This window comes from Amycolatopsis japonica, assembly GCF_000732925.1.
GTDB classification, from domain to species: Bacteria; Actinomycetota; Actinomycetes; order Mycobacteriales; family Pseudonocardiaceae; genus Amycolatopsis; species Amycolatopsis japonica.
Window position 1 is genome coordinate 21,909 of sequence record NZ_CP008953.1, and the last position, 25,434, is coordinate 47,342.

The 25,434-nt window shown below is 68.5% G+C and carries 29 protein-coding genes; 15 read left to right on the top strand and 14 right to left on the bottom strand.

Annotated features, from left to right (window positions below):
• Positions 1 to 33: 33 nt before the first annotated feature.
• Together AJAP_RS00115 and AJAP_RS00120 are read left to right on the top strand one after the other, a co-directional pair.
• On the top strand, positions 34 to 558 hold the full coding sequence (locus tag AJAP_RS00115; protein ID WP_037333956.1) for a DUF2020 domain-containing protein: 525 nt from the start codon (positions 34 to 36) through the stop codon (positions 556 to 558).
• Between the two features lie 168 nt (positions 559 to 726).
• Positions 727 to 1,179, top strand: a complete 453-nt coding sequence (locus AJAP_RS00120) for a DUF6918 family protein (RefSeq protein ID WP_038507053.1) — start codon at positions 727 to 729, stop codon at positions 1,177 to 1,179.
• Positions 1,180 to 1,263: 84 nt separating this feature from the next.
• On the opposite strand, the gene AJAP_RS00125 is transcribed toward AJAP_RS00120, so the two are convergent.
• Positions 1,264 to 1,851, bottom strand: coding sequence for a TetR/AcrR family transcriptional regulator (locus tag AJAP_RS00125; protein WP_038507056.1), 588 nt, complete (start codon positions 1,849 to 1,851; stop codon positions 1,264 to 1,266).
• 79 nt (positions 1,852 to 1,930) lie between these two features.
• On the opposite strand from AJAP_RS00125, the gene AJAP_RS00130 reads away from it, so the two are divergent.
• Entirely contained in the window at positions 1,931 to 2,326 is a 396-nt protein-coding gene (locus AJAP_RS00130) for a nuclear transport factor 2 family protein (RefSeq protein WP_038507059.1), read from the top strand.
• Positions 2,327 to 2,394: 68 nt separating this feature from the next.
• On the opposite strand, the gene AJAP_RS00135 is transcribed toward AJAP_RS00130, so the two are convergent.
• On the bottom strand, positions 2,395 to 3,105 hold the full coding sequence (locus AJAP_RS00135) for a hypothetical protein (RefSeq protein ID WP_038522080.1): 711 nt from the start codon (positions 3,103 to 3,105) through the stop codon (positions 2,395 to 2,397).
• An 89-nt stretch (positions 3,106 to 3,194) separates the two neighbouring features.
• On the opposite strand from AJAP_RS00135, the gene AJAP_RS00140 reads away from it, so the two are divergent.
• The 3 genes from AJAP_RS00140 to AJAP_RS00150 all read left to right on the top strand — a co-directional run bounded on the left by AJAP_RS00140 (position 3,195) and on the right by AJAP_RS00150 (position 5,344).
• Complete coding sequence (locus AJAP_RS00140; protein WP_037333946.1) at positions 3,195 to 3,749, top strand: peptidylprolyl isomerase; 555 nt, start codon at positions 3,195 to 3,197, stop codon at positions 3,747 to 3,749.
• Between the two features lie 43 nt (positions 3,750 to 3,792).
• Complete coding sequence (locus AJAP_RS00145; RefSeq protein WP_084097980.1) at positions 3,793 to 4,755, top strand: rhomboid family intramembrane serine protease; 963 nt, start codon at positions 3,793 to 3,795, stop codon at positions 4,753 to 4,755.
• Positions 4,756 to 4,855: 100 nt separating this feature from the next.
• Positions 4,856 to 5,344 carry a hypothetical protein gene (locus AJAP_RS00150; RefSeq protein ID WP_016330486.1) on the top strand — a complete coding sequence of 163 codons (489 nt, stop codon included), beginning with the start codon at positions 4,856 to 4,858 and terminating at the stop codon, positions 5,342 to 5,344.
• On the opposite strand, the gene AJAP_RS00155 is transcribed toward AJAP_RS00150, so the two are convergent.
• Both AJAP_RS00155 and crgA read right to left on the bottom strand, forming a co-directional pair.
• Positions 5,329 to 5,706 carry a PH domain-containing protein gene (locus AJAP_RS00155; protein WP_051972290.1) on the bottom strand — a complete coding sequence of 126 codons (378 nt, stop codon included), beginning with the start codon at positions 5,704 to 5,706 and terminating at the stop codon, positions 5,329 to 5,331. The two genes, AJAP_RS00150 and AJAP_RS00155, sit on opposite strands and share 16 nt — an antisense overlap.
• Positions 5,707 to 5,824: 118 nt before the next feature.
• The gene (crgA, locus tag AJAP_RS00160) at positions 5,825 to 6,091 is read right to left on the bottom strand and encodes a cell division protein CrgA (RefSeq protein WP_037308756.1); all 267 of its coding nucleotides are present in this window, start codon (positions 6,089 to 6,091) and stop codon (positions 5,825 to 5,827) included.
• 415 nt (positions 6,092 to 6,506) lie between these two features.
• On the opposite strand from crgA, the gene AJAP_RS00165 reads away from it, so the two are divergent.
• From AJAP_RS00165 to AJAP_RS00170, 3 genes are read left to right on the top strand one after another with little or no spacing between them, the layout of a single operon-like run.
• Positions 6,507 to 7,403 (top strand): class E sortase, encoded by an 897-nt coding sequence (locus tag AJAP_RS00165; RefSeq protein WP_143202463.1) that lies wholly within the window; start codon positions 6,507 to 6,509, stop codon positions 7,401 to 7,403.
• Positions 7,403 to 7,558, top strand: coding sequence for a hypothetical protein (locus tag AJAP_RS44305; RefSeq protein WP_005161850.1), 156 nt, complete (start codon positions 7,403 to 7,405; stop codon positions 7,556 to 7,558). Before AJAP_RS00165 ends, AJAP_RS44305 begins: the two co-directional genes overlap by 1 nt.
• Positions 7,513 to 8,538 carry an LLM class flavin-dependent oxidoreductase gene (locus tag AJAP_RS00170; RefSeq protein ID WP_228694823.1) on the top strand — a complete coding sequence of 342 codons (1,026 nt, stop codon included), beginning with the start codon at positions 7,513 to 7,515 and terminating at the stop codon, positions 8,536 to 8,538. The genes AJAP_RS44305 and AJAP_RS00170 overlap by 46 nt, the downstream gene beginning before the upstream one ends.
• Here the strand turns inward: AJAP_RS00170 and AJAP_RS00175 are convergent.
• The 3 genes from AJAP_RS00175 to AJAP_RS00185 form a co-directional block, all read right to left on the bottom strand.
• Positions 8,535 to 8,927, bottom strand: coding sequence for an SCO5389 family protein (locus AJAP_RS00175; RefSeq protein ID WP_005161845.1), 393 nt, complete (start codon positions 8,925 to 8,927; stop codon positions 8,535 to 8,537). The genes AJAP_RS00170 and AJAP_RS00175 overlap by 4 nt on opposite strands.
• Before the next feature lie 110 nt (positions 8,928 to 9,037).
• Positions 9,038 to 9,772 (bottom strand): ABC transporter permease, encoded by a 735-nt coding sequence (locus AJAP_RS00180; protein ID WP_038507072.1) that lies wholly within the window; start codon positions 9,770 to 9,772, stop codon positions 9,038 to 9,040.
• Between the two features lie 15 nt (positions 9,773 to 9,787).
• Positions 9,788 to 10,498, bottom strand: a complete 711-nt coding sequence (locus tag AJAP_RS00185; RefSeq protein WP_038507075.1) for an ABC transporter ATP-binding protein — start codon at positions 10,496 to 10,498, stop codon at positions 9,788 to 9,790.
• Positions 10,499 to 10,631: 133 nt separating this feature from the next.
• On the opposite strand from AJAP_RS00185, the gene AJAP_RS00190 reads away from it, so the two are divergent.
• Positions 10,632 to 12,407 carry a sensor histidine kinase gene (locus AJAP_RS00190; RefSeq protein ID WP_038507077.1) on the top strand — a complete coding sequence of 592 codons (1,776 nt, stop codon included), beginning with the start codon at positions 10,632 to 10,634 and terminating at the stop codon, positions 12,405 to 12,407.
• Positions 12,347 to 13,003, top strand: coding sequence for a response regulator transcription factor (locus tag AJAP_RS00195; RefSeq protein ID WP_038507080.1), 657 nt, complete (start codon positions 12,347 to 12,349; stop codon positions 13,001 to 13,003). Before AJAP_RS00190 ends, AJAP_RS00195 begins: the two co-directional genes overlap by 61 nt.
• A 106-nt stretch (positions 13,004 to 13,109) precedes the next feature.
• Here the strand turns inward: AJAP_RS00195 and AJAP_RS00200 are convergent, their stop codons facing one another.
• Positions 13,110 to 14,429 (bottom strand): FAD-dependent oxidoreductase, encoded by a 1,320-nt coding sequence (locus AJAP_RS00200; protein ID WP_038507083.1) that lies wholly within the window; start codon positions 14,427 to 14,429, stop codon positions 13,110 to 13,112.
• Between the two features lie 111 nt (positions 14,430 to 14,540).
• Between AJAP_RS00200 and AJAP_RS00205 the strand changes: the two genes are divergently transcribed.
• The 4 genes from AJAP_RS00205 to AJAP_RS00220 are packed head-to-tail and all read left to right on the top strand — an operon-like array spanning position 14,541 to position 17,165.
• Entirely contained in the window at positions 14,541 to 15,185 is a 645-nt protein-coding gene (locus AJAP_RS00205; protein ID WP_038507085.1) for an aminodeoxychorismate/anthranilate synthase component II, read from the top strand.
• The gene (locus AJAP_RS00210) at positions 15,182 to 15,994 is read left to right on the top strand and encodes an ATP-binding cassette domain-containing protein (RefSeq protein ID WP_084097982.1); all 813 of its coding nucleotides are present in this window, start codon (positions 15,182 to 15,184) and stop codon (positions 15,992 to 15,994) included. The genes AJAP_RS00205 and AJAP_RS00210 overlap by 4 nt, the downstream gene beginning before the upstream one ends.
• Positions 15,982 to 16,626, top strand: a complete 645-nt coding sequence (locus AJAP_RS00215) for a hypothetical protein (protein ID WP_038507087.1) — start codon at positions 15,982 to 15,984, stop codon at positions 16,624 to 16,626. Before AJAP_RS00210 ends, AJAP_RS00215 begins: the two co-directional genes overlap by 13 nt.
• Entirely contained in the window at positions 16,626 to 17,165 is a 540-nt protein-coding gene (locus AJAP_RS00220; RefSeq protein ID WP_038507090.1) for an AAA family ATPase, read from the top strand. Before AJAP_RS00215 ends, AJAP_RS00220 begins: the two co-directional genes overlap by 1 nt.
• A 49-nt stretch (positions 17,166 to 17,214) precedes the next feature.
• On the opposite strand, the gene pknB is transcribed toward AJAP_RS00220, so the two are convergent.
• Genes pknB through AJAP_RS00250 form a run of 6 tightly spaced genes read right to left on the bottom strand, consistent with a single transcriptional unit; the run spans position 17,215 to position 25,283 of the window.
• Positions 17,215 to 19,176: a Stk1 family PASTA domain-containing Ser/Thr kinase gene (pknB, locus tag AJAP_RS00225; RefSeq protein WP_038507092.1), complete on the bottom strand. Its 1,962-nt coding sequence runs from the start codon at positions 19,174 to 19,176 to the stop codon at positions 17,215 to 17,217.
• On the bottom strand, positions 19,173 to 20,480 hold the full coding sequence (locus tag AJAP_RS00230; RefSeq protein ID WP_038507096.1) for a protein kinase domain-containing protein: 1,308 nt from the start codon (positions 20,478 to 20,480) through the stop codon (positions 19,173 to 19,175). The genes pknB and AJAP_RS00230 overlap by 4 nt, the downstream gene beginning before the upstream one ends.
• A gap of 3 nt (positions 20,481 to 20,483) precedes the next feature.
• Positions 20,484 to 21,947 (bottom strand): peptidoglycan D,D-transpeptidase FtsI family protein, encoded by a 1,464-nt coding sequence (locus AJAP_RS00235; protein ID WP_038507099.1) that lies wholly within the window; start codon positions 21,945 to 21,947, stop codon positions 20,484 to 20,486.
• Positions 21,944 to 23,422, bottom strand: a complete 1,479-nt coding sequence (locus AJAP_RS00240; RefSeq protein ID WP_038507100.1) for an FtsW/RodA/SpoVE family cell cycle protein — start codon at positions 23,420 to 23,422, stop codon at positions 21,944 to 21,946. The genes AJAP_RS00235 and AJAP_RS00240 overlap by 4 nt, the downstream gene beginning before the upstream one ends.
• On the bottom strand, positions 23,422 to 24,819 hold the full coding sequence (locus AJAP_RS00245) for a PP2C family protein-serine/threonine phosphatase (RefSeq protein WP_016330504.1): 1,398 nt from the start codon (positions 24,817 to 24,819) through the stop codon (positions 23,422 to 23,424). Before AJAP_RS00245 ends, AJAP_RS00240 begins: the two co-directional genes overlap by 1 nt.
• A complete protein-coding gene (locus AJAP_RS00250; RefSeq protein ID WP_007030429.1) occupies positions 24,816 to 25,283 on the bottom strand; it encodes an FHA domain-containing protein FhaB/FipA in 468 nt (155 codons plus the stop codon). Before AJAP_RS00250 ends, AJAP_RS00245 begins: the two co-directional genes overlap by 4 nt.
• Positions 25,284 to 25,434: the final 151 nt, after the last annotated feature.

The following is a 25,434-nucleotide window of genomic DNA, read 5'->3' on the forward strand; positions in this document are numbered from 1 at the left end:
CACGAACGGCGATCTGCTTCACTGGACGCCACTATGCGACGTCTTCTGATCTTGCCGCTCGTCGTGCCGCTGCTGGCGGCCTGCGGGCCGACGGAACAGCCGCCGCCCGCGGCGAGTTCGCCCGCGCCGTCGAACACCCCGGCGCCCAGCATCCCGCCCGCCCCGGAACCCACCGGCAAGGGCCCGTGCCCGTACCTCGGCAACGAGTTCGTCTCGGACGCCAACGGGCAGAAGGTCTCCAAGGTCAAGACCTCGGCCGACCAGCCGCATCCGACGTGTTTCTTCTACGCGCTCAGCGGGAAACTGCAGCTCACCGTGCGCGTGTACGTCGGGGAACCCGCCGTGGCGAAGGCGCTGGTGGATCAGGCGGCGCCCATCGACACCTCCAACCCCGCCGACGAACCGGCGGGCTGGAAGGGCGGCTACCAACCCTCCGGCGAAGGCGCCGTTTACGCCGTCGCGAAGGGTGGGAACGCGGTAGTCGTGACCACCAACCAGAAGCAGAGCATCAAGGCACGTACGGTGGCGAAGGAGGCTATCGGTGAGCTGAAGCTCTAGGTAGTGGTATCCACACGTCAGAGTGAAGTTGATCTTGTACTACCCTGTGCCGCACGCGCGAGGTTTCGCGGGACCAGCGCGGGCGCCAGATCCGGCGGAGGCCGCCTTGCGGTGTGGCTCGGCGGCACAAAAGATCATTTCTCCCCATAAGACAAAAGGACAGGTTTCGTGGCTGACACCCTCAAGGAAATCTTGCTCGACTCCAGCCGTCGCCCGGCGGTCGTGAGCGACTTCGAAGGCCTCGTCGACGCCGAGGTCTCGGACAAGGGCGGCGTTTCGGGTGCCGTCGTGAAGACCGGCTTCGCCGCCGTCAAGAAGATCAAGCCGGGCATCATCCCCGCCGCCGTCGACACCCTGCTCGACGACTTCACCGGTGCGCTCGAGCCGTTCTACGGTGACTACAAGGCCAAGGGCGGCAACGACTTCGGCGCCTACCTGGTCGGCCGTAGCGACGAGGCCTCGGACGCGCTCCTGTCGGTCACCGACTCGCGCGCCGAGAAGAGCAGCCGCGACAGCATCAAGAAGGTGTACTCGAAGCTGCGCCCGAACGGTAAGAAGAACGTCGAGGAGGCCCTGCCCCGCCTCGGCCAGCTGATCGACAAGCACGCTGCGTCTGTCTGATCGCGCTGACGTAAAGCGCGCCGAAGGGGCGCCCGGTCCGCTTTCAACATCCTGTTGGGAGTGGAGGGCGCCCCTTCATCGCGTTTACGATGTCGCGCCGAATACCCGGAGCAGACTCGTGTGCAAGGCGTCCGCCGCCTCGTCGGCGGACATCCGGCCGGAGTCGACCTCCTCGCCGGAGGCGTGGCCGAGTTTCACGGTGACCGCCACCAGCCAGCCCGTCGGCAGCCGATCGTCGAACTCGCCCGTCTCCTTGCCCCGCCGGATGACGCGTTCGAGCCGCTCGGCGACCGGTGAGTGGCGCCGCTGATCGTCGTCCGGGCTCGCGGGCAGGGAAGTGATCTTCCGGAGCAGGGCCGGGTACCGCCCGGACGTGCGGCGGCCGGCTTCGATCAGCCGCACCAGCGCCTCGGCGGCCGGGCCGTCGTCGAGGGCCGCGGCGTCCATCGCGGCGACGGCCTCCTCGGTGATGCGGTCGAGTACCGCGGCCAGCAGTTCCCCTCGTGAAGGGAAATGGGCGTAGACCGTCTGACGGGTCACGCCCGCGGTGGTGGCGATGGTTTCGACGCCGGCGTCGGGATCGGCGCCGAGGGTCCGGAGCGCCGCGTCCAGGATCGAAGCCCTGCTGCGCTGTGCGTCGGAGCGCCGGTTCCGCGCCGAGGGTCGAGACATCTCTTACACCTTGTCAGAATTGATGGGTCGTGGATATCTTACAGCCTGTAAGAGATGTTTCGTGAGGCTGGGAGCGACCATGGCGCCTTTCCACGGCACGGACCCGAAGAAGTTCATCGCGGAGTTCCACCTGTCGTTCCACGACGACCTGGTGAACAGCGACGAGGACGCGGGAGTGATCGTCGACCGCTATCACACGCCGGACATCGTGCAGATCGCCGACGGCCACCGGATGGATCGGGACAACCTCATCGCGCACGCCCACCCGGTCCGCAAGAACCGGCCCACCGCGCGATGGGAGGTGCACGAAGCGGTGGCGGGCGGGGACCGGATCGCCGCCCGGAGCACCTTGTACGTGACGAACCGCAAGAGGGACCTCACGATCGAGGTGTACTTCTTCGGCGAGTTCACCCCCGACGGCCGGATGCGCCGGGGGCACACGCTCACCCGCACCGTCCCCGTCGCCAAGACGTGAAAGGGCCGCCCGGGACCGGAGAAGCGGTCCTGGGCGGCCCTTCGCGACAAGCAGAAAAGGGTGAGGCGTCAGTTCTTCTTGTCGGCGGAGCCCGCGTTCGAAGCCTGGTGCCCGTTCTTCGGAGCCGCGGGCTTGGCCGGAGCCGGACCGGAAGCGGCGGGCTTCGCCGGAGCGGCGGGCTTCGCCGGCTGTGCCGGTTTCGGAGCGGCCGCGGCCGGAGCGGCGGGCTTGGCGGGAGGAGCGGGCGGAGCCTTCGGCGGCGCGGGCGCGACCGGCGGCTCCTGCTTGGAACGCAGGGCGTAGGCGGCACCGGCGCCGACGACGGCGATACCGATCACCCACGGCCAGCGACGACGCTTGCGCGTCCCCTTGGCAGCGGTCTTCGCCTCGACGAGCGCGGCCTTGAAGTCCTTCTTCGCCGCCTTGAAGTCCTTCTTGCCCCGGCGCTTGGACTCACCGGCGGACTTCGCGGCCTGGATGGCGGCCTTGCGTGCCTTGCGGCCCGGCTTCCGCATCTCGGAAAGCCTGGCCAGCGCCTCCTTGCGAGCCGCCTTCGAGCTCCGCTTGAGCTCCTTGCGGGTCAGTTCCGTCTTCTTCGCGAGCTTCTTGCGCGCGCGACGGCTGGTCTTAGCGATCTCACCGGCGCTCTCGGAGAGCTTCTGCTCGGCTACCTCTACGGCGTGGGCGGTGGCTTCCTTACCCGCCTCGACAGCACGTTTGCGCAGGCCGAGCGCGCCGGCCTTCGCCGACTCGCTCACCGAATCTGCGGCCCGGGTCATGGCCTTCACCTCATCAATCGTTTTGATTCTGCTTCGTTGCTTGTAACCTATCGTGCCCCTTTTCCCCAGATCTTGCCGCAGATGGCACGATGAAGCTCGTGACTGAAAGCAAGGGATCCCTCATTGGTGGCGCGCTGAAGGCCACTCTGCACACCAACCAGGGTGACATCAACCTGAACCTGTTCCCCGACCACGCGCCGAAGACGGTCGCGAACTTCGTCGGGCTCGCCGAGGGCAGCAAGGAGTACACCCAGCCCAACGCGCAGGGAACGAACTCGGGCCCGTTCTACGACGGGTCGATCTTCCACCGCGTCATCGACGGCTTCATGCTGCAGGGCGGCGACCCGACCGGCACCGGCCGCGGCGGCCCCGGCTACAAGTTCGGCGACGAGTTCCACCCGGAGCTCCAGTTCTCCAAGCCGTACCTGCTGGCCATGGCCAACGCCGGACCCGGCACCAACGGGTCGCAGTTCTTCATCACCGTCGCGCCGACGACGCACCTGAACTTCAAGCACACCATCTTCGGCGAGGTCGCGGACCAGGCTTCCCGCGACGTCGTCGACGCGATCGGCCGCACGGCGACCGGTCCGGCCGACCGTCCGCTGCAGGACATCGTCATCGAGAAGGTCAGCATCAGCCGCTGATCGCAGAGCCTGTTACCGGGGATTTCGGTAGGTTGGTGGCATCGTGAGCCAACCACCGAATCCCCAGTACCAGCAGGCCGCCATGCCCGGCTGCTGGTGGCACCCGAACCGGCCGACCGGGCTGAGCTGTGCACGCTGCGAGCGTCCGGCCTGCCCGGATTGCCTGCGCGAAGCCGCCGTGGGCTTCCAGTGCACGGACTGCGTCCAGGCCGGTCGTCAGCAGGATCGCGCCCAGCAGAAGCAGTACCGCGACGCCGGCTACGGCTCGCGCACCCTCGCGGGCGCCCAGCCCGCCCGGACGGCTGTCGTGACGCCGGTCCTCCTGGCGCTGAACGTCATCGTCTTCCTCATCACGGTCGTCCAGTCCGGCAGCATCGCGAACAACAACTTCTCCGAGCTGTTCCAGTACGGCCAGCTGTGGAATCCCGCGACGCTGGCCGGCGACGAATGGTGGCGGATCCTCACTTCGGGCTTCCTCCAGTACGGCCTGCTGCACATCGCGAGCAACGCGTTCTCACTGTGGTTCGTGGGGCGCCCGCTGGAGACGGCGCTCGGCCGCGTCCCGTTCACGGTGCTCTACTTCGTCTCCCTGCTCGGCGGCTCGGCCGCGAACCTGGTCTTCAGCGACCTGGACGCCGTCCCCGTGGTCGGCGCGTCCGGCGCCATCTTCGGGCTCATCGGCGCGTACACGGTCATCGTCATCAAGCTGCGGCTCAACCCGACGTGGCTGCTGGTGATCCTGGGCCTGAACGTCTTCATCACCTTCCAGGTGCCCGGCATCTCGATCCTCGGGCACGCCGGCGGGTTCGTGGCGGGCCTCCTGGCCACCTTCGCGCTGCTGTACGCGCCGGACAAGAACCGGCTGAAATGGCAGCTCGGCGGGATCGCGATCGTCGTGGTGGCGATGATCGGGCTCGTCGTCTGGAAGGACTCGCAGACGATTTCCGCGACGTGTGAGCTCGCGACCAGCCGGGGCGTGCCCTCCTACGCCTGCTACCCGGAGTAGCCGCACTTCCTCCGAGTGGGTCATCCGAAAACCCGATCGAGAAGCGGTCGGGCTGGGTACCTTCGAGTTGATCATGTGCATCGTCAACTTGGGGGTTGAGATGAAGATCCGGAAAGCAGCAGCTCTCGCCGCCGTCGCCGTGCTGGCGTCGGTATCGGCACCCGCGGTCGCGCAGGCCGGGCAAGCCGCCGAGACCTGCCAGACCTACACCAAACGCTATTTCCTCGGCTCGGGCAGCACCATCACGCTCCGTGTCGCCTACGTCGATTCGGCGTTGAAAATCTGCTTCGGCGATCCCGGCGTGACGTCCTCGGCGGCCACGCAGACCGTCGGCACGACGGGGCCGGGCGCGGCCACCGGCTGGGAGATCACGGCGGGTCCGGCGGTGGTGGAGGACCAGCGGCCCCGGCACGTCAAAGCGAAGTTCAGCGGGTCGCTGCGGAACTGCGTCGTCAAGATCAACCCGATCTGCTCGCCGGCTTCGCCGTACGAGATCTTCGGGGAGTACGCGCCGCCCGCGGTCGGCCCGGCCGTCCCGGGCTGGTCACACGGCCCGAACGGCGACGTCCACTACTACGACAACGCCTGACCCTTGAGGGCGGTGAGGACGTCCAGTACGTCGCGGGGGTCCTCACCGAGGTCGATCCGGCCGAACACCAGCAGGTGATCGCCGGATTCGACCTCCAGGGTCAGGCTGTCCCGGCCGAGCCGTCGCGTGGTGCGAAGCCGGAGCCGGGCTTCGGTCCAGGAGTAGCGGTGCGCACCGCCCACGGTCCTGGCCAGGAGTCCGCCGGGGCCTGCCGCCAGCCGGGGGCGGAGCAGCGTGCCGTGCAACGCGAGCGCGCCGACGGACAGCATCGCGACCCCGGTCAGGACGGTGCCACCGACGTCGCCGCCGATGGCCAGCCACAGCACGCCTGCCAGCAGCAACAGGGTGAGTACCCAGGCCACTACCACAACGTTCCGCTGCGGCGCCCACGAGGTGGGGTAGTTATCCACAGGGGTTATCCACACTGGGGATGAGTCACACCGGTGTAATTCGGCGTCAAGCCGCCATCCGGGGTAATGCTCACCGCCACCGCATCGTCATGAGCAACCCGGCGATCATCAGCACGAAACCGATGGCGAAGTTCGTGTTGCCCAGATCCGCCATGAAGGGGATCTTGTCGCCCGCGATGTAGTTGACGACCAGCCACAACAGGCCGACCAGCATGAGGCCGAACATCACGATCTTGTAGAACAGGTTCGACGGGCCCGCGGCCTTGACCTTCACCGGCGTGCGGCGATCGGTCGGCGGGGTGTACGCCGTCTTCTTGCGGACCTTGGACTTCGGCATCGTGTTCCTCGCGTACTGTTCGGCTTCCCTGGTGGCGATGACCCGCTTTCGGGTGCGCAACCAGCGCCACGTGCACACGTTAACGTAAACGAGCGCCGCTGGGCACCGTCCGGGACCGGTCGATTTCCCGCACTGTGACAATGGTGTCACAGACGGTTCGGCAGTGGCTTGGTTCGAGACTGAGGAGCTTTGCGTGGCTGAGCGGGAAGAGCCGGGCGGGGACCGTCGGCGGTACTCCGAACGACCACCCGGCGGAGGCCGTCCGGCCCCCCGGCGTAGGCCGGAGGACTCAATCCCGCCGCGTCGCGGCCAGGGAGAAGCGCCGACACCGCGTCGGAGGCCTCAGGACGGCAGGGCGTACGAAGGTCCTCCGCCGCGCCGCCGGAGCGACGCGCCCCCGCCGCGCCGTCGCCCCATGCCGCCGCCGGGGTCGACCGAAGAGACCGTCATCTTCGAACCGGTCGGCGGTGGCACCGCGACCGAGGAACGTCCGCCGCCGCGCGAGCTGGGCAAGGGCGGCGTCGCGATCCGGACCGTGGGCGAGCTCCTCATCACCGCCGGCCTGGTGGTGCTGCTGTTCATGGTCTACGAGGTCTACGTGACCGACCTGTTCTCCGCGGGCAAACAGTCCGAGGCCAGTTCCGAGCTGGACGGCGAGTGGGGCAAGGACCGGCAGCTGCATCCGGAACTGGTCGACGGGAAGGCGTTCGCCAGGATCCACATCCCGGTGTTCGGCGCCGACTTCAACTTCACGATCCAGGAAGGCACCACCGAGGCCGCGCTCGAAGTCGGCCCCGGCCACTACAAGGGCACCGCGCTGCCGGGCGAACCGGGCAACTTCGCCGTCGCCGGCCACCGCGTCGGCAAGGGCGCGCCGTTCAACGACCTGGACAACCTCAGCTCCTGCGACCAGATCGTCATCGAGACGCAGACCGACTTCTACATCTACAAGGTGCTGCCGTACAAGGACGAGGTCGAAGGCTGGGCGGAGGGCAAGGGCGCGCAGCCGAAGTGCAAGAACGTCGGGACGCTGCGCAACCCGAACGCCGCCGACGGCGGGCCCTACGGCGAGACCAACGGCCGCCGTATCGTGTTCCCGACCAAGGGCGACACGGTGAACCCGGTGCCGTACAAGGATCCGGAGATCCTCCCGAAGGCCGAGCAGGTCTCGCTGCTCACGCTGACGACGTGTCACCCGCAGTTCTCGGCGAAGGAACGGCTCATCATCCACGCGGTGCTGGCCCAGCAGGTGCCGAAGAACCAGGTCGGCTCCTACGCCGAACTCCTGCCCAAGATCTCGGAGGCGCGCTGATGTACGGCTGGATCTGGCGCAAGCTGCCGGGCCCCTTCGCGGTGAAACTGGCGACGGCGGTCGTGCTGGCGCTCGGGATCGTGGCGCTGCTGATGTTCGTCGTCTTCCCGTGGCTGGAACCGCGCCTCTGGTTCAACGAAGTGAGCGTCCAGTAGCCGCGCGGTTCGGCGTCTTCCTCGTCTCCGGCCGGTTTCCCGGCCAGGAGGACGCCGAGGTGCTGCGCCGGTCGGTCGACGCCGCCATCGCCGCGGAGCGGGCCGGATTCGACGACGTGTGGTTCGCCGAGCACCACTTCATGCCGTACGGCGTCTGCCCGTCCGCGATCACCCTCGCCGCGCACGTGCTCGGCCGTACCGAGCGGATCGCCGTCGGCACCGCGGTGAGCGTGCTGTCCGTCGCGCACCCGGTGGCGCTCGCCGAACAGTGGTCGCTGCTCGACGCCGTTTCCGGCGGACGGCTGCGGATCGGCGTCGGCCGCGGCGGGCCGTGGCAGGACCTCGAGGTGTTCGGCACCGGTGCTTCCCGCTACGAAACGGGATTCGGGGAGAGCCTCGACCTGATGCTCGCGGCGATGACGGCGAAGACGGTCTCGGCCGACAGCGATCACTTCAAGTTCCGCGAAGTGCCGATGGTGCCGCGGCCGGAACGCGCCCCGCGGCTGGTCGTGGCCTGCGGGGACGCCGGCTCGCGGGCGGTGCGGCTCGCCGCCGATCGTGGGCTGCCGATGCTGCTCGGGCTGCACACCGACGACGACGGCAAAATCGAAACCCTTGCCGCGTACGGGGATTCCGCCGCCGAGCACGTGTCGACGGTGATGTGCCAGGTCGGGGACGACGCGCTGGACATCGTGCGGTCCGCGTTGCCGGGTTCCCTGAAAGAGGGCTTCGCCGGGCACGTCTACCTCGACGGCAAACGGGGCCTGGACAAGGATCCGGTGGCCTATACCGACCGGCTGTGCGAGATGCACCCGATCGGCGGCGTGGAGTACTGCGTCGACAGGCTGGGAACGAGCATCCGGCGTACCGGGGTCTCCCACGTGATCATGATGGTGGAAGCGTCCGGTACGCCGGAGGGAACACTCGAGAACATCGCGCGGATCGGGGAAGAAGTGCTACCCGCGCTGCGTCGCGGCTAGCAGTCGCGCAGTTCCGGGCTCTGGTTCAGCAGCTGGCCGCGGACGGAGACGAACGCGCGGTAGCGGTCACTGTCCACTTGGGACTTCTTGAACACGGCGACGCGGTGGCAGTTCTGGAACGCGAGCTTCACGCCGAAGTGTCGTTCCAGGCCGCCGCGGATGGCGTCCGAGGCCAGCGCCCGCAGCAGCTGACCGCGTTCGGCCTCGCTCGGCGGCGGCGTCTCGTTGTCGGCGAACCCGTCGGCCGCGCCCTCGGCCTCCGCGATGACACCGGTGATCACGGTCCAGGCGTAGGGCAGGGACTCCCGGACACAGGCGACGAATTCGGCGTCGGAGACCTCCCCGCGCTCGGCCTTCTCCAGCAGCGCGGGCGATACATCCAGAGACATCGAACCTCCGAGAGAGACACGGTGAACGTGGGCCATCTACCTGACTACTCACCCGCGGCCCGAGCCACAAGAGAAAACGATCATCATCACCACTTTGGCGGAAGCCGTCGTCACTCCCAGCGAAAGAGCTTCGCCGCCAAGACACAACTGCCCACCGCGAAAGCCGCCAGTACGGCGAGTTGCAGCGGTTGCGCCCCGGCGCCGGTCCACGCGTCTTCGAGGGCTTTGACGCCCGGCGGGATGTACGCGCCGATGTCGCGGATGGCCTCCGGGAGCAGGGGACGCGGCAGGTAGACGCCGCCGAGGAACATGATCGGGAGGTAGGCGATCAACGCGATCCCGCTCGCGGCGCGGCTGGTCTTGGCGACCGAGGCGGCGATCAGGCCGAGCCCGAAGATCGCGGTCGTGCCGAGGAAGAACGTCAACAGGAAGCCGAGCGGGTGACGCGGAGTGGGGACGTCGAAGACGACGCCCGCCGTCAGGAGAAGGATGCCGACTCCGCCGATGGTCACGGTGACGTTGATGATCAGCTGCGCCACGAGCAGCTGCGCCGGGTGCACCGGTGTGGTGGCGAAGCGGCGGAGGATGCCCTGTTCGCGGTAAGTCGCGATGATCCCGGGGATCGCCTGCAGGCCCATCATGGCGATGGTGAGTACCACCATCGACGGCACCCAGGCGTCGAGGAAGCGCATGCCCGTCGGTGTCTCGCTGTCCGCGCGAATGGCGGGAATGGCGCCGAGGATGGCCGTGATGGCCGTCGGCAGGACGAGCCCGCCGATGACGAAGCCGGGCGTGCGGAGGGCGAGTTTCGTTTCGGTGAGGGTGATCTTGGCGAGCGTGTTCATTCGTCGTCTCCTTGCTCAGTCACGGCCGGTCAGGGTCACGAAGGCTTCGTCCAAAGTGGATTTACCGGCGCGGTCACGGAGTTCGTCCGGGGTGCCGGTGGCGACCACGCGCCCGGCGTCGAAGATCGCGAGGCGATCGCAAAGGCGTTCGGCCTCGTCCATGAAATGCGTGACGAGCAGGACGGTGACGCCGGTATCGCGCACGGCCTCGACGAGCTTCCAGGTGTCGCGGCGGGCGTGCGGGTCCAGTCCGGTGGTCAGTTCGTCGAGGACGGCGACCTCGGGGCGGCCGACCAGCGCGAGCGCGATCGAGACGCGCTGCTTCTGACCACCGGAAAGCTTGCCGAAGTACTTGTCCCGCTGCCCGGTGAGACCGAGCTTCGCGAGCAGGTCGCCGGTGTCGGCGGGGTTCGCGTAGAAGGAGGCGTAGAGGTCGAGCGCCTCGTGGACCTTGATCTTGTCCGGCAGGCGGCTCTCCTGGAGTTGCGAGCCGAGGCGCTGCCGCAGAGCGGCGTGGTCCTTGCCCGGGTCGAGGCCGAGGACCGACATGGCGCCGGAGTCCGGCGTGCGCAGTCCCTGGAGGCATTCGACCGTGGTGGTCTTGCCGGCGCCGTTGGTCCCGAGGATCCCGAAGATCTCGCCTTGTTCCACGTGGAACGAAACGTCGTCGACCGCGACGTGCTCCCCGTACGTCTTGCGGAGGTTGGTGACTTCGATGATTGGCATGCGAAAAACGTTATGGCGCAACGGACTTGGTCAGAATGGCGCTGAACCCACAGTTGGGGTGGGGCTGGACCCACCCCGATCGGGGGCCTGCGGTCACTGTGCTGGGCAGGGGCGGTGGGGAAGACTTCGTCGCATGATCCGCACCTATCTCACCTCCGTGCGCCGGGGCTTCGTGCTCGCGGGCTTGGCGCTGGTGAGCTGGCTGGACCTGCTGCTCGAACTGGTGGGTTTCTGCCTGCTCTGCGTCGGCCTGGTCTTCGCCTACACACTCGCGCTCGAAGGGACGCGTCCGCGTGCCGCGCTCACCCGGCGCCTGGCCGGACGCTGGTGCGGGGTCGAGGTCGGGTCGCCCTATCGGCCGGCGCCGCCCGAACCGGAACGTGAGCGCGACGGCTGGTACCGCGACGGGAACAGCCTGTTCAAGCGGTCGTGGTTCATCAAATGGACCAAACGGTTCGAGTGGATCTCCGACGATCCGGCGACCGGACGCGATCTCGGCTGGCAGCTGTGGAATCCGTTGGCCGGTCTGGTGCTCGTGCCCGCGGTCCTGCTGGCCGGGCCGCGCGCGCTTCGCCTGTACGGGAAGTGGACGCGCTGGTGGCTTGGGCCTCGTCCGGCTCGCACCGGCGACGGCTGGATCAAGACGAGGCTGAAAGCGCTCGGTTTCCAGTTGGGGCTGTTCGCGCTTTCCGTCGCGCAGCTGGGTATGGCGATCCCGACGCTGCTCGTCCTGATCTGGCCGGCGCCGCTGTTCCCGGCGATGGTCGTCGCCGGTCGTTCGGTGACCGACACCCTGCGCCGCGAGGCCAAGAACTGGACCGGCGTGCGGATCGGTCGGCCGTATCTGCCGGAGCCGCCGTTCCCCGTGCCGCGGGCGGACGGGATGTATCGGTACGGACGACAGCTGTACGACACGCCATGGTGGCCGGCCCGGCGCGCGCGTTTGCGCTGGGCGATATCCGACCGCGCGACCTGGCGCGACCTGGCGGCCGCGGTGGTCAACTCCGTGGTCCTGCTGTTGATGGTGGTGCCGACGGCGGCGCTGGTGTTCGGCGGTCTCTGGGGTGTGGTGGCGCTCTGGGTCTGGCGTCCGTTCGGGCAAGCGCTCGCGCTGACCCCGGTGGCCCTTGCGGCCTCCGCAGCCGGGCTGGTCCTGACACCCTGGCTCGCCCGTCTGGGAGCACGTTTCGCGAAGCTGCTTCTCGGTCCGACAGAGGCTTCGCGGCTGGGGCAGCGTGTCGAGCGGTTGAAGCAGACGCGGACCGACGCGTCGGTCGCGCAGGCCGCCGAGCTGCGGCGTATCGAGCGGGACCTGCACGACGGCGTCCAGTCGCGGCTGGTCGCGATGGGTATGAAGCTGGGCGCGGTCGAAGCGCTGATCGACAGCGACCCGGCCGCGGCGAAACGGCTGGCCGCCGAGCTACGGCAGACGTCGTCCGAGACGCTGACCGAGCTGCGGTTGCTGGTGCGGGGGATTCACCCGCCGGTGTTGTCGGAGCGCGGGCTCGGTGACGCGGTGCGGGCGATGGCGCTCGACAGTCCGCTGCGGGCTTCGGTGAACGGCACCCTGCCCCGGCTGGAGCAGCCCGCGGAGGCGTGCGCGTACTTCGCGGTCAGTGAGTTGCTGGGCAACGCCGCGAAGCACGGTGAGGCGCGGCGAGTATCGATCGAACTGGGTTACGACGACGGTCTGTTGCGGATCGAAGTGACCGACGACGGCAAGGGCGGCGCGAACGCGGCCAGGGGAAGCGGGATTCGCGGGATCGAACGCAGACTGGGCGCCTTCGACGGTACTTTTGCTCTGACCAGCCCGCTCGGCGGGCCGACGAAGGCGATCATGGAGATCCCGTGCCAGCTCGACCCCGATGCGTCGTCGCCGAGGACCAGTACCTCCTCCGAGACGGCTTGACGCATTTGCTGACCGCGCACGGTTTCGACGTCGTCGAGGCGGTGGGCACCGGTCCGGAACTGGAGCGGGCGCTGCGCACGCACCGGCCCGACGTTTCGGTCGTCGACGTCCGGATGCCGCCGACGCTCACCGACGAGGGACTTCAGGTGTCGCTTGCCGTGCGGCGCGACATCCCAGGGCTGCCGATTCTCGTTCTGTCGCAACATGTCGAGCAGCTCTACGCACGGGAACTCCTGGCCGATGGAGCCGGTGCGATCGGATATCTGTTGAAGGACAGGGTCTTCAACGCGGACCAGTTCATCGACGCGGTGCGCCGGGTGGCAGGCGGCGGCACCGCGATGGATCCCGAAGTGATCGCGAAACTGGTGGCGGGCAACGCATCCGATCCCCTCGCCGCGCTGACCCCGCGCGAACGCGAGGTGCTCGGCTTGATGGCCGAAGGCTGTTCCAACGCCGCCATCGCCGGACGGCTGCACTTCAGCGAAGGGGCGGTGGGGAAGCACACCGCGAACATCTTCGCGAAACTCGGCATCGTCGCCTCGGACGACACGAACCGCCGCGTTCTCGCGGTCCTCGCTTACCTGGGAACGCCGTGAAGGCCTCCTTCCCTACCTTGAATCCGGGCTGCGCGCGCAGCGCGTCCGTTGAGGGCGGCGGCGGGGGCATGGATGGAGTAGGGAAGGAGGCCTTCACGGAACGGGTTCAGCCTCGCGAGATGCGGGTCATTTCGTCGCGCTCCACGACCTTGACGCGCTCTCGGCCGTGCGGGACACCCAGCGACTTCTCGTGGGCGTCGAGCTTGCCCCAGCCTTCCCAGGTGGTGAAGGGAACGCCGCGTTCGGTCAGGAAGCCGAGGATCGCGTCGGGGTCCTCGACGGCCGGGGCCGTGAGGCTGTCGGCGTCGGCCAGCAGGCTCGCGATGGTTTCGGCCGCGTCGCCCTTGGTGTGGCCGATGAGGCCGACCGGCCCGCGCTTGATCCAGCCGGTCACGTAGACGCCCGGCACCTGCTCCTCGTCGATGTCCAGCACCCGGCCCGCCGTGTTCGGCACGGTCCCGGTGGTGTGGTCGAACGGGATCTCCGGCAGATGCGACGACAGGTAGCCCACCGCGCGGTAGACGGCCTGGACGTCCCAGTCGTGGAACTCGCCGGTGCCGCGCACGTTGCCGTCACCGGTCAGTTCGGTGCGCTCGGTCCGCAGGCCGGTCACCTTGCCGTCTTCGCCGACGATCTCGCACGGCGAGTGCAGGAAGTGCAGGTGCAGCCGCTTCGGCCGGTCGCCCTGGTCGCGGATCGCCCACTCCTGCAGCGTCTTCACGACCATGTCGATCTGCTTCGACGCCCGCAGCGCGGCGATGCTGCCCTCGTCGAACTCGATGTCCTCGGGGTTGACGATGACCTCGACGTTCGGCGAGTGGTCCAGCTCGCGCAGCTCCAGCGGCGTGAACTTCGCCTGCGCCGGGCCGCGGCGGCCGAACACGTGCACGTCGGTGACCGGGCTGGCCTTCAGCCCCTGGTAGACGTTGTCCGGGATGTCGGTGCTGAGCAGCTCGTCGGCGGTCTTCGCGAGGATCCGCGCCACGTCGAGCGCCACGTTGCCGACACCCAGGACCGCGACCGAGGTCGCGTTCAGCGGCCAGGTGCGCGGCACGTCCGGGTGCCCGTCGTACCAGGAGACGAAGTCGGCGGCGCCGTAGCTTCCGTCGAGGTCGATCCCGGGGATGTCGAGCGCGCGGTCGGCCATGGCGCCGGTCGAGAAGATCACGGCGTCGTAGAACTGGCGCAGGTCGTCGAGCTTCAGGTCGGTCCCGTAGTCGACGTTGCCGAGCAGCCGGATGTTCGGCTTGTCGAGCACCTTGTGCAGGGCGGTGACGATGCCCTTGATCCGGGGGTGGTCGGGCGCGACGCCGTACCGGATCAGCCCGAACGGCGCCGGCATGCGCTCGAACAGGTCGATCGTCACGTCGGCGTCGGACTTGTCGAGGATGTCGGCGGCGTAGATGCCGGCCGGACCGGCACCCACGATGGCTACACGAAGAGAACGGCTCACTCCTACCACGGTAAGTTAGGCAGCCCTAACAATCATTGTGATCTGGCGTACGGTCCACCTGGTGGGAGCCGCTAAGCTGGCTTCATGCGCGTGCTCGTCGTCGACAACTACGACAGTTTTGTCTACAACCTGGTCCAGTATCTGGCCCAGCTCGGCGCCGACTGCACCGTCTGGCGTAACGACGTGGTGGAGCTCGACAAGCTCGGCGAGTTCGACGCGGTCCTCGTGTCTCCCGGCCCCGGAACCCCGGAACGCGCTGGTCAGAGCATGGACGTCATCCGCAAATGCGCCGAGGATCGCATCCCGATGCTCGGCGTCTGCCTCGGCCACCAGGCCCTCGGCGTGGTCTTCGGCGCCACTGTCGACCGCGCCCCGGAACTGCTGCACGGCAAGACCAGTCAAGTCCACCATTCGGGCGACGGAGTGCTCGCCGGGCTCCCCGCGGAATTCACCGCCACGCGGTACCACTCGCTGACCGTTTTGCCGGAAACCATCGACGAGGCCGTGTTCGAGATCACAGGTCGCACCGAGTCCGGTGTCGTGATGGGCATGCGGCACCGCGAGCTGCCGCTCGAAGGCGTCCAGTTCCACCCCGAGTCCGTGCTCACCCAGGGCGGTCACCGGATGCTGGCGAACTGGATGGCCTCCGCAGGCCACCCGGTCCCCGACGTCACGGTCAACGAACTCGAACAGGCGACTCGCGCGCTGCAGAAGGCCGCTGCTGCGTGACCTCGCTGATCCGGCTCGAAGGAGTCGGGAAGCGCTACGGCCGCGGTGAACCCGTGCTCGCCGACGTCGACCTCGACGTTCCGGCGGGCCGTGTGCTCGGTGTCCTCGGTTCGAACGGCTCGGGGAAGTCGACGCTGCTCAGGATTCTCGCGGCACTTGCCCGGGAGACCTCGGGAACCGTCGTGGGCGATCCGCGCGTCGGCTACCTGCCGGACCGCTTCCCGGCGGGACAGCGGATGAGCGCCAGGGCGTACCTGCGGCATATGGCCCGCATCGACGGCCATGTCGACTTGTCGGCGATCGACCCCCTGCTGGACAGGCTGGCGCTGGTCGGCGGCCCGGACGCGCCCTTGCGGACGCTGTCGAAGGGCAACGCCCAGAAGGTCGGACTCGCCCAGGCGGTCCTCGCCGAGCCGGAGCTGCTGATCCTCGACGAGCCCTGGTCCGGTCTCGACGTCGAAGCCCACACCGTGCTCGGCGAACTCGTCGCCGCGACCAAGGAACGGGGTGCGAGCGTGGTCTTCACCGACCACCGCGCCTCGGTCGTGCACGCCCACGCCGACGACGTCTACCGGATCGACGACGGACTCCTGACCCGTGTCGAAGCGGTGGCGAAAACCGAGAGCGCGACAAGGATCGTCCTGCACGGCCCCAGTGTCGACTGGTCTTCCGAACCCGGAGTGAGCCACGTCGTGGCCGAGGACGGGAAGGTCGTCCTGACGGTCGAAGCCGGGCACGCCGACGCGGTCCTGCTGCGCGCGCTCAACCGGGGCTTTTCGGTCCGGGAGGTGGCGCCGTGCTCGCCATGACCCGCTATTACCTCGCGCTGCTCGGCCACTCCCAGCGCTATCTGCCCGCGATCCTCGCCTACATCGCGGTCAACACCGTGCTCTACACGGATCCGAAGTCGCCGCTGCTGCCGCAGTACGGGATCAGCGCTGGTTCGCTCCTCGTGGTCTCGTGCTGGCTGACCATCGCGATGCTCGACGTCGAAGACCCGGTCCAGCGGCTGGTGACCTTCAGCCACGCACGACGTTGGCGATCGGTCCTCGGCGGCGCCACGCTGGCCGTCTTCGGCTGCGCGGTCGTGCTGATCCTCGTGACGGTGCTGTGGTCGGGCCTCCGGACCGGCGGCTTCACGATCGGCACCTTCGCGCTGGGCGCCTCGGCGCACGCGTTGTGCGCGCTGTTCGGGATCGCGATCGGCCTGCCCTGTTCACGACTGCTGGTCCCGCGTGTCGGCTGGTCCGTCCTGGCCGCGATCTTCGCCCTCGCCGCGGTGCTCCTGGTGAAGTGGCTGCCGCTGGCCAATCCGCTGCTGCGCGCCTTGACCTCGCAACAACCTCTGACCGGCCCGTTCGTCGTGGCCGTCGTGGCCGCGGTCTCTGCTTTGCTGCTGAGCGCCACGGCCGTCGGGTATCTGCTCCGGCGTAACGCCTGATGCCGCGGCTCATCGTGCTCAACGGCCCGCCCGCCTGCGGGAAGTCGACCATCGCCCGGTTGTACGCCGACGACCATCCGCTGACGTTGAACCTCGACATCGACCGGCTTCGCGGCCAGCTCGGCGCCTGGCGCGAGAACGCCGCGAAGGCCGGAACTCTCGCCCGCGACCTCGCCGTGAGCGCCGCGCGTACCCATCTGCTCGCGGGCCACGACGTGATCGTCCCGCAGTTCCTCGGCCGCGCCGATCTCCTCGAACGCCTCGAAACCCTCGCCGGCGAAACGGCCGCGGAGTTCCACGAGATCGTCCTCCTCGACACCAAGGACAACGTGCTCCGGCGATTCGCCGAACGCACGCGCGCGGCTGCGGAGCCCGAACACGTCGAGGCGCACGAGATGCTGGGCGGGCCCGAACGGCTGGCGGAGATGTACGACCGGCTCGTGGCGCTCATCGCCACGCGACCGAAGGCGGTCGTGGTGCGGACCAGCGCCGGGCGGATTCAGCAGGCATACCAAGGACTGCTCGAAAAGCTGACATGAAAGGGCCCCGCACGAAACCGTGCGGGGCCCTGCTCACGTCATCGCTGGATCACGGAGGCGGGAAGAGCCGCGAGCTCGACGTCGTCGACGTCTCGTCGCCTTCCACGATGAACAGCGTGATCGGCGCGTTCTTCGCGACCTTCGCACCGGCCTGCGGGTTGGTCTTGCTGACCTTGCCCGCCTGATCCCGGTCACCGTTCTTGTCGGCCTGCGTGTCCAGGTTTCCGGTCCAACCCAGCTGCTGCAGCTGCCGCGTCGCCTGGTCCTCGGTCATGCCCTTCAGGTTCGGCATGTCGAAGGTCTCCTGGTTGCCGTTCGACACGGACAGCTTGACCACACCGCCGACGGCCAGCTTGCCGCCGTTCGGGGTCTGGTCGATCACCGTGCCCTTGGGCTGGTCGGAGTCCACGTTGGTGACCTGCGGGGTGAACCCGGCCGCCTTCAACCCGGCTTCGGCCTCGGCCTGGGTCTTGCCCTTGTAGTTCGGGACCGTCTTCAGTTCCTTGGACTTGCCGACCGTGATGTCGACCTTCGAACCCTGGTCCACCTCGGCCTGCGCGCTCGGATTCTGCGACATGACCTTGCCGGCCTGGTTCGTGTCTTCGGTCTCGTCCTCAGTGGTCGCGCCGAGCTTCAGACCGGCTTCGGTCAGCGCCGCCGTCGCTTCGGTGACGGTCTTGCCCTTGAGGTCCGGGGTCTTGACCTTGCCCGGCTTCGCGCCGACGGTCAGCGTGATCTTGTCCGTGGTCGGTGCCACCTGGCCCTGGTTCGGGCTGATCGCGATGACCTTGTCGATGTCGTTCTCGTCGCAGGCGGGCAGCCCGTTGACGGCCTCGCCGGTGCAGGGCACCTTCTTGGTCGGCTCGAACGAGTTGAACCCAGCGCCCCGCAGCGTGTCCTTCGCCGAAGCCTCGGACTGACCCACGACCGTCGGGATCGCCTTGCTCTCCGCGCCGGTGCTGTTGAACGCGTTCGACAGCCACATGATCAGCAGCACGATGGCGGCCAGCGAGACCACGAGACCGGCGATGAGCCAGGCCCGGCGCTTCTTCTTCGCGGCCGGGTCCTCGTCGTCTTCCTCGTACTGGTCGTAGCGCGGCGGCACCCGGCGGTCGGAGTCCATGACCTGGGTGCGCTCGTCCTCCGACATCACCATCGGCGCGGCCGGCCGCTGACCGGACAGCGTGCGGACCAGGTCCGAACGCATTTCCGCGGACGACTGGTACCGGTTCGCCGGGCCCTTCGCGAGCGCCTTGAGCACGACGGCGTCGAGCTCGGGCGCCACGGCCGGGTTCACCGACGACGGCGGGTTCGGGTCTTCCCGGACGTGCTGGTACGCCACCGCCACGGGCGAGTCGCCGGTGAAGGGCGGCTCGCCGGTGATGAGTTCGTACAGCACGCAGCCGGCGGCGTAGACGTCGGAACGCGCGTCGACGGACTCACCGCGGGCCTGCTCCGGCGAGAGGTACTGCGCCGTGCCGATCACCGCGGCGGTCTGCGTCATCGCGGACTGCCCGTCGTGCATGGCGCGCGCGATACCGAAGTCCATCACCTTGACGGCGCCGTTCTTCGTGATCATCACGTTCGCCGGTTTGACGTCGCGGTGCACGATGCCGTGCCGGTGCGAGAAGTCCAGTGCCGCGCAGACGTCGGCCATGACCTCCATGGCCCGCTTCTGCGACATCGGGCCTTCGGTCTTCACGATGTCGCGCAGAGTCCGTCCTTCGACGTACTCCATCACGATGTAGGGCAGCGGGCCGAACTCGGTGTTCGTCTCGCCGGTGTCGTAGACGGCGACGATCGCCGGGTGGTTCAGTGCCGCCGCGTTCTGTGCCTCGCGACGGAAACGTTCTTGGAACTGGGGATCCCGCGCCAGGTCGGCACGCAGGATCTTGATCGCCACCTCCCGGCCCAGGCGCACGTCGTGGCCGTGGTGGACCTCGGACATGCCTCCGTAGCCGAGCGTCTCGCCCAGCTCGTAGCGGTTGCTGAGCAGTCTTGGTGTGCTCATCTCTGCGTGCCGTTCCATTCCGTCCAAGGTTTGCTGCTCATCATTCCTGGATTCGCCTGTCCGGCCGGCTCCTCGGTGCCGCCCTCCGTCGGAACCGCGGGGTACGCGGATGTCGGCGGAGGACCTTCGGACTTCTTACCCGGAGCCGGCGCGTGTTCACTCGTTTCCACGCCGCCCGACTGCGGTCCGTTGCCCGAACCGACCAGTCTCACGATGAGGAAGGCTCCTGCCACCAGTACTGCGATCAGGATCACCGCGAGCAGCAGCCACCAGCCCCATTGTGGCCGTCTGCCGGGCAGACGGCGGACCGCCATCGGCGGCGGGCCGGTGACCGGGTGCATCGCCGGATGCGACGCCGGTCCCACCGCCGCCATCGGGTTCGGCGGGGAGTGCGGGCCGGGCGGCACCTGCTGCGGCAGCACGGGCTGGCCGGCCGAGTAGGCCACGTTCACCAGTCCGGACGGCGTCGGCAGGGGAAGCCCGGCGCGGACCGCGGCGACGGCGGCGGCGAACTCGCCGCCGCTGTTGTACCGCTGTCTCGGATCCTTGATCAGGGTCGCTTCGATCACCGCGCGGGCGCCCGGCGGCACGTCCGGCGGCAGCGGTGGCGGGAGGTCGCGGATGTGCATCATCGCGACCGTCACCGCGTTCTCCGAAAGGAACGGCCGGTGCCCGGTGAGGCATTCGTAGCCGCACACGGCCAGCGAGTAGACGTCGCTCGCCGGTTCGGCGTTGTGCCCGAGCGCCTGCTCGGGAGCGATGTAGTGGGCGGTGCCCATGACCATGCCGGACCTGGTCACCGGGGCGGCGTCGGCGGCCTTCGCGACACCGAAGTCGGTGATCTTCACCTGCCCGGCCGGGGTCACCATGATGTTGCCCGGTTTGACGTCGCGGTGCACGAGACCGGTTTCGTGCGCGGCCTGCAGCGCGTTACCGGCCTGCTCCAGGATGTCGAGGGTGCGCTCGGCGTTCAGCCGTCCTTCGCGGGTGATGATCGCGGCCAGCGGATCGCCTTCGACCAGCTCCATCACCAGATACGCGATCGACAGTTCGTCCGCGACCGTCTCGCCGTAGTCGTGCACCGCGGCGATGCCGGGGTGGTTCAGCGACGCGGTCATCCGCGCCTCGGTCCGGAACCGGTGCAGGAACTCGGCGTCGCCGGACAGCTCCGCCTTGAGGATCTTGACCGCGACCGTCCGGTCCAGCCGCGTGTCACTGGCCTGCCAGACCTCGCCCATCCCGCCGACGGCGATCCGGTTCGTCAGCTTGTACCGGTCGGCCAGCAGCTGACCCGAGGACAGCATCCGCTATCCACCCCCGAGCATGGCGTTGACGGCGGCGCGGCCGATCTCCGCGGCCACGGTGCCACCGGTCGCTTCGAGCCCGCGGTTACCCCCGGACTCGACGATCACCGAGACGGCGATCTTCGGGTCCATCGCCGGCGCGAACCCGGTGTACCAGGCGTGCGGCGGGGTGTTCTTCGGGTCGTTGCCGTGCTCGGCGGTGCCGGTCTTGGAGGCGATCTGGATGTCGCCTCGTTTGCCGGCGCCCTTCGTGTTCTCCTCCGACGCCAGCATCATGTCGCGCAGGATCGCGGCGTTCGCGCTGGACATCGCGGCGTCGCCGGTCAGCTCGGTCGGCTTGTAGTCCTCGATGGTCGACAGGTTCGGCGCCAGCAGCGACTGCACCAGCTGCGGTTTCATCGCCATCCCGTTGTTGGCGATGGTCGCCGAAAGCAGGGCGTCCTGGATCGGGGTCAGCCGCACGTCGCGCTGCCCGATGGCGCTCTGGAACAGCGCCGCCTTCGACTCGAGGGGCCCGAGGGAGGAGGCGGCGACCCGCATCGGCACGGCCAGGTCCTCGCCGACACCGAAGTTCTTCGCCGTCGCGTTCAGCTTGTCCTTGCCGAGTTCTCCGGCGAGTTCGGCGAACGGCACGTTGCACGAGTACCGCAGCGCTTCCTTCAGCGTGCTGCCCTTGCAGGCCGCGCCGCCGTAGTTCTCCAGCGTCGTCTGCGTGCCGGGGAGCTTCACGTTGGGCGCGGTGTTGACCGGCATGTCCGCCGTCTTGCCGTTCTCGAGCGCGGCCGCGGTCACCAGCAGCTTGGCCGTCGAACCCGGCGGGTAGGTCTCCGAGATCGCGCGGTTCAGCATCGGCTTCTTCGGGTCGTCGCGCCACTGGCCCCAGGCCGCGATCTGCTCCTTGCCGACGTGCGAGGCGAGCTTGTTCGGGTCGTACGAGGGCGTCGAGACCATGGCCAGGATGCGCCCGGTCTTCGGCTCGATGGCGACCACCGAGCCGGTGTAACCCTTCTGCGTCATCAGGTCGTACGCGGCCTTCTGCACGGCCGGGTTGATCGTCAGCCGCACGTTCCCGCCGCGCGGGTCGCGGCCGGTGACCATGTCCGACAGGCGCCGCACGAACAGCCGCGGGTCGGAACCGTTGAGCACGTCGTCCTCGGACCGCTCCAGGCCGCCCGAGCCGTAGTTGATCGAGTAGTAGCCGGTGACCGGCGCGTACATCGGGCCGTCGGCGTAGGTCCGGATGAACTTGTACTTGTCGTTCGACGGGTCGACCTTCGCGAGCGCGGCGCCGTCGGGCGTCACGATCAGCCCGCGCTGCCGCGAGTACTCCTCGTAGAGCACCCGGAGGTTGCGCGAGTCGGTGCGGTAGTCGTCGGCCTTGACCACCTGGATGTAGGTGGCGTTGGCCAGCAGGAGCACCACCATGACGAGCATGGCGACGCCCACCTTGCGGAGCGGGGTGTTCACGAAGCGCTCCCCTCACCGTTCACGGACGGCCGCTGGACCATCACCGTGTGCGCTTCGGCGAGCGGCGCCTGCGGCTGCTGCGGCTTCGGCCGCACCGCGGGTTTGCGGGCGGCGTCGGAGATTCGGAGCAGGAGGGCCACCAGGATGTAGTTCGCGAGCAGTGAAGAACCACCGCGGGAGAGGAACGGGGCGGTGATCCCGGTGTTCGGGATCAGGTTCGTGACGCCGCCGACGACCACGAAGATCTGCATGACCAGGGCGAACGAGAGGCCGCCGCCGAGGAGTTTGCCGAAGGTGTCGCGGACCGCGAGGGCGCTGCGCATCCCGCGCATCGCCAGGATCAGGTACAGCATCAGCATCGCGGCGAGGCCGACGAAGCCCAGTTCCTCGCCGATCGCGGTGGTGATGAAGTCCGTCTTGGCCTCGGGGACCATATCCGGCCGTCCGGCGCCGAGGCCGGTGCCGCCGACCCCGCCGGTGCCGAGCCCGAACAGCCCCTGCGCGACCTGGTAGCCGCCGCCCGCGTCGTCGTAGGTGGCGAGCGGGTCGATCCAGTTGCGGACGCGCTGCTGGACGTGCGTGAACAGGTTGTAGGCGATGATCGCGCCGGCGGCGAAGAAACCGACGCCCAGCACGACCCAGATGACCCGTTCGGTCGCGACGTACAGCATCACCAGCGTGACGCCGAAGAACAGCAGCGACGTCCCGAGGTCCTTCTCGAACACCAGCACGCCGAGGCAGGCGGCCGCCGCGATCAGGATCGGGCCGAGATCACGGGCACGCGGCAGCTCGACGCCGACGATCTTCTTGCCCGCGACCATGAACAGGTCCCGTTTCGTCACCAGGAACGAAGCGAAGAAGATCATCAGCAGGATCTTCGCGAACTCGCCGGGCTGGATCGAGAAGAACGGCAGCTTGATCCAGACCTTCGCGCCGTTGACCTCGGAAAGGCTCGACGGCAGCACCGCGGGCAGCGCGAGCGCCACGATGCCGACCAGACCACAGGTGTAGCCGTAGCGGGTCAGCGTGCGGTGATCGCTGATCACGACCAGCACCACCACGAACAGCACCAGCGAGATCGCCGTGAACAGCACCTGCTTGGTGACGTCCGGCGTGTACTCCTTGCCCTGCTGCACCGCGCGTTCCGCGAGCGCCAGGTCGATCCGGTGGATCATCACCAGGCCGAGCCCGTTCAGGAGCGCGACGCACGGCAGGATCACCGGGTCCGCGTACGGCGCCCAGCGGCGGACCGCCAGATGCGCCGCCGTCAGCACCCCGAGGTACGACAGCCCCAGCCAGATGATCGAGCTGGTGAGCTCCTGCTCCTGGTTCGCCTCGACCAGCACGAGCGCGACGGTGACGATGAACGTCGCGAACGCCAGGAGGACGAGTTCGGTCCCGCGCCGTTTGGGCAGCTCGCGCGGAGGGTTCGTGGCGAACTGGGCCGAAGCCGGATCGGCGATCGGCGTGCTCATCAGTTACCGCCCCCTGGTGCTGCCGTGGCCGGCGTCGAGCAGTCCCTCCCCGCTGGCTGGTTCGCCGAACTCGGCGAGGCGGGGGTAGAAGGGGCTGCCGCCGACGACGACACCGGAGGCGGTGACGAAGCGGAAGGCGGCGTGGAAGTCGAGCTGGTGTTCGGCTTGCAGTCGGCCAGCTGCTTGTGCGGCCGCAGGAAGTCGTCGATGTACTTGCGGGCGTCGTCGAGGTTGTCCTTCTTGACGCCGTTCTTCACCGCGATCCGCGCGTCTTCCTGCAACGCGGGCACCAGCAGCTTGTCGGTGCACAGCCCGCCCGGCGGGCACGAGCCCTGCTCGTAGGCGTGCAGGTCGATGCCGAGGATGCTGCCGGGGACGCCGCGGTAGATCACGACCTCCTCGCCGGGACCCTCGCCGACGTAGTACTGGCTCAGCACGAAATACCGCGTGGCGATCGCCGCCGCGGCCAGCACGATCAGGACGACCACCGCTCCCGCCAGCCAGCGAAATCGCCTCCGGCGCTTGACCTTGGGGTCCTCCTGTTGGGGCTGGACCTCCGGCCGCGGCTGCGGCGCGGGCTGGGTCAGCGCACGGGCGCGGGCGGCGGGGGAGTCCCCCTGGTGGAACTCGTCGCTGCCGTCCCCGGCGGCGCCGCCCACGATGGGCGCGTCCTCACCGAAGTCGACGTCGACGACGTCGGCGATGATCACCGTGACGTTGTCCGTGCCGCCGCCCTTGAGCGCCAGCTCGATCATCCGGTCCGCGCAGGCCTGCGGATCCGGGATCTGGATCGCCTCGGACAGCGTCTCGTCGCTGACCATGCCGGACAGGCCGTCCGAGCAGATCAGGTACCGGTCGCCGGCGCGGGCCTCGCGCACGGTGAGGCTCGGCTCGACCTCGTGGCCGGTGAGCGCCTTCAGCAGCAGCGACCGCTGCGGGTGCACCGCGGCCTCTTCCGGCGTGATCCGGCCCTGTTCGAGAAGTTCGTTGACGAAGCTGTCGTCCCGCGTGATCTGCGAGAACTGACCGCCGCGCATCAGGTACGCCCGGGAGTCGCCGACGTGCACGACACCCATCCGCGAACCGGCGAACAGCACGGCGGTCAGGGTCGTGCCCATCCCGTCGAGGTCCGGGTCCTGCTGGACGAGCTCGGCGATGGCGGCGTTGCCGTTCTGGACGGCCTCTCTCAGCTGAGCGAGGAGATCGTCGCTGGGATCGTCGTCGTCGAGGGGGGCGAGGGAGGCGATGACGACCTTGCTGGCCACCTCACCCGCTGCGTGCCCACCCATGCCGTCGGCGAGGGCGAGCAGGCGGGGACCTGCGTACACGGAGTCCTGGTTGCTGGAACGCACCAGGCCCCGGTCGCTGCGAGCCGCGTAGCGGAGGACGAGAGTCATGGGCGAAGCTCGATCACCGTTTTGCCGATCCGGATGGGGACTCCGAGCGGGACCCGGAGGGGTGCCGTGACCTTAGCCCGGTCGAGGTACGTCCCGTTCGTCGAACCCAGATCTTCCACGTACCAATCCTCCCCGCGCAGGGCGATCCGGGCGTGCCGGGTCGACGCGTAGTCGTCGTCCAGCACCAGAGTCGAGTCGTCGGCGCGGCCGATCAGGATCGGCCTGCCGTCCAAGGCGATCCTGGTTCCCGCCAGCGCACCATGGGTCACGAGCAGCTGCTGCGGCGACTTCCCGCCGCGCGGCTTCTTGTTTTCCTTCTTCTTGCGGCCGAACGTCGGGACGGCCACTCGCAGCCCGGAGGCCGCGTACAGATCCGAACGGACGACACGCAACGCGGCGAACACGAAGAGCCAGAGCAGCACGAGAAAGCCCACCCTGGTGAGTTGAACGACCAGCTCTGGCACTTGTTGTGTCCGCTCCCGTTTCTCCTGTACGCCGCGGAGAGCCCGTGCCGTCCGGGATGGTCGGCTCCGAACGGCCTTGCTCTCCGCGTACGACCCGCGGTGCCGATCCACCACAGGTCCCGCACCGCAATTCTGCGATACCCCCTCCGGA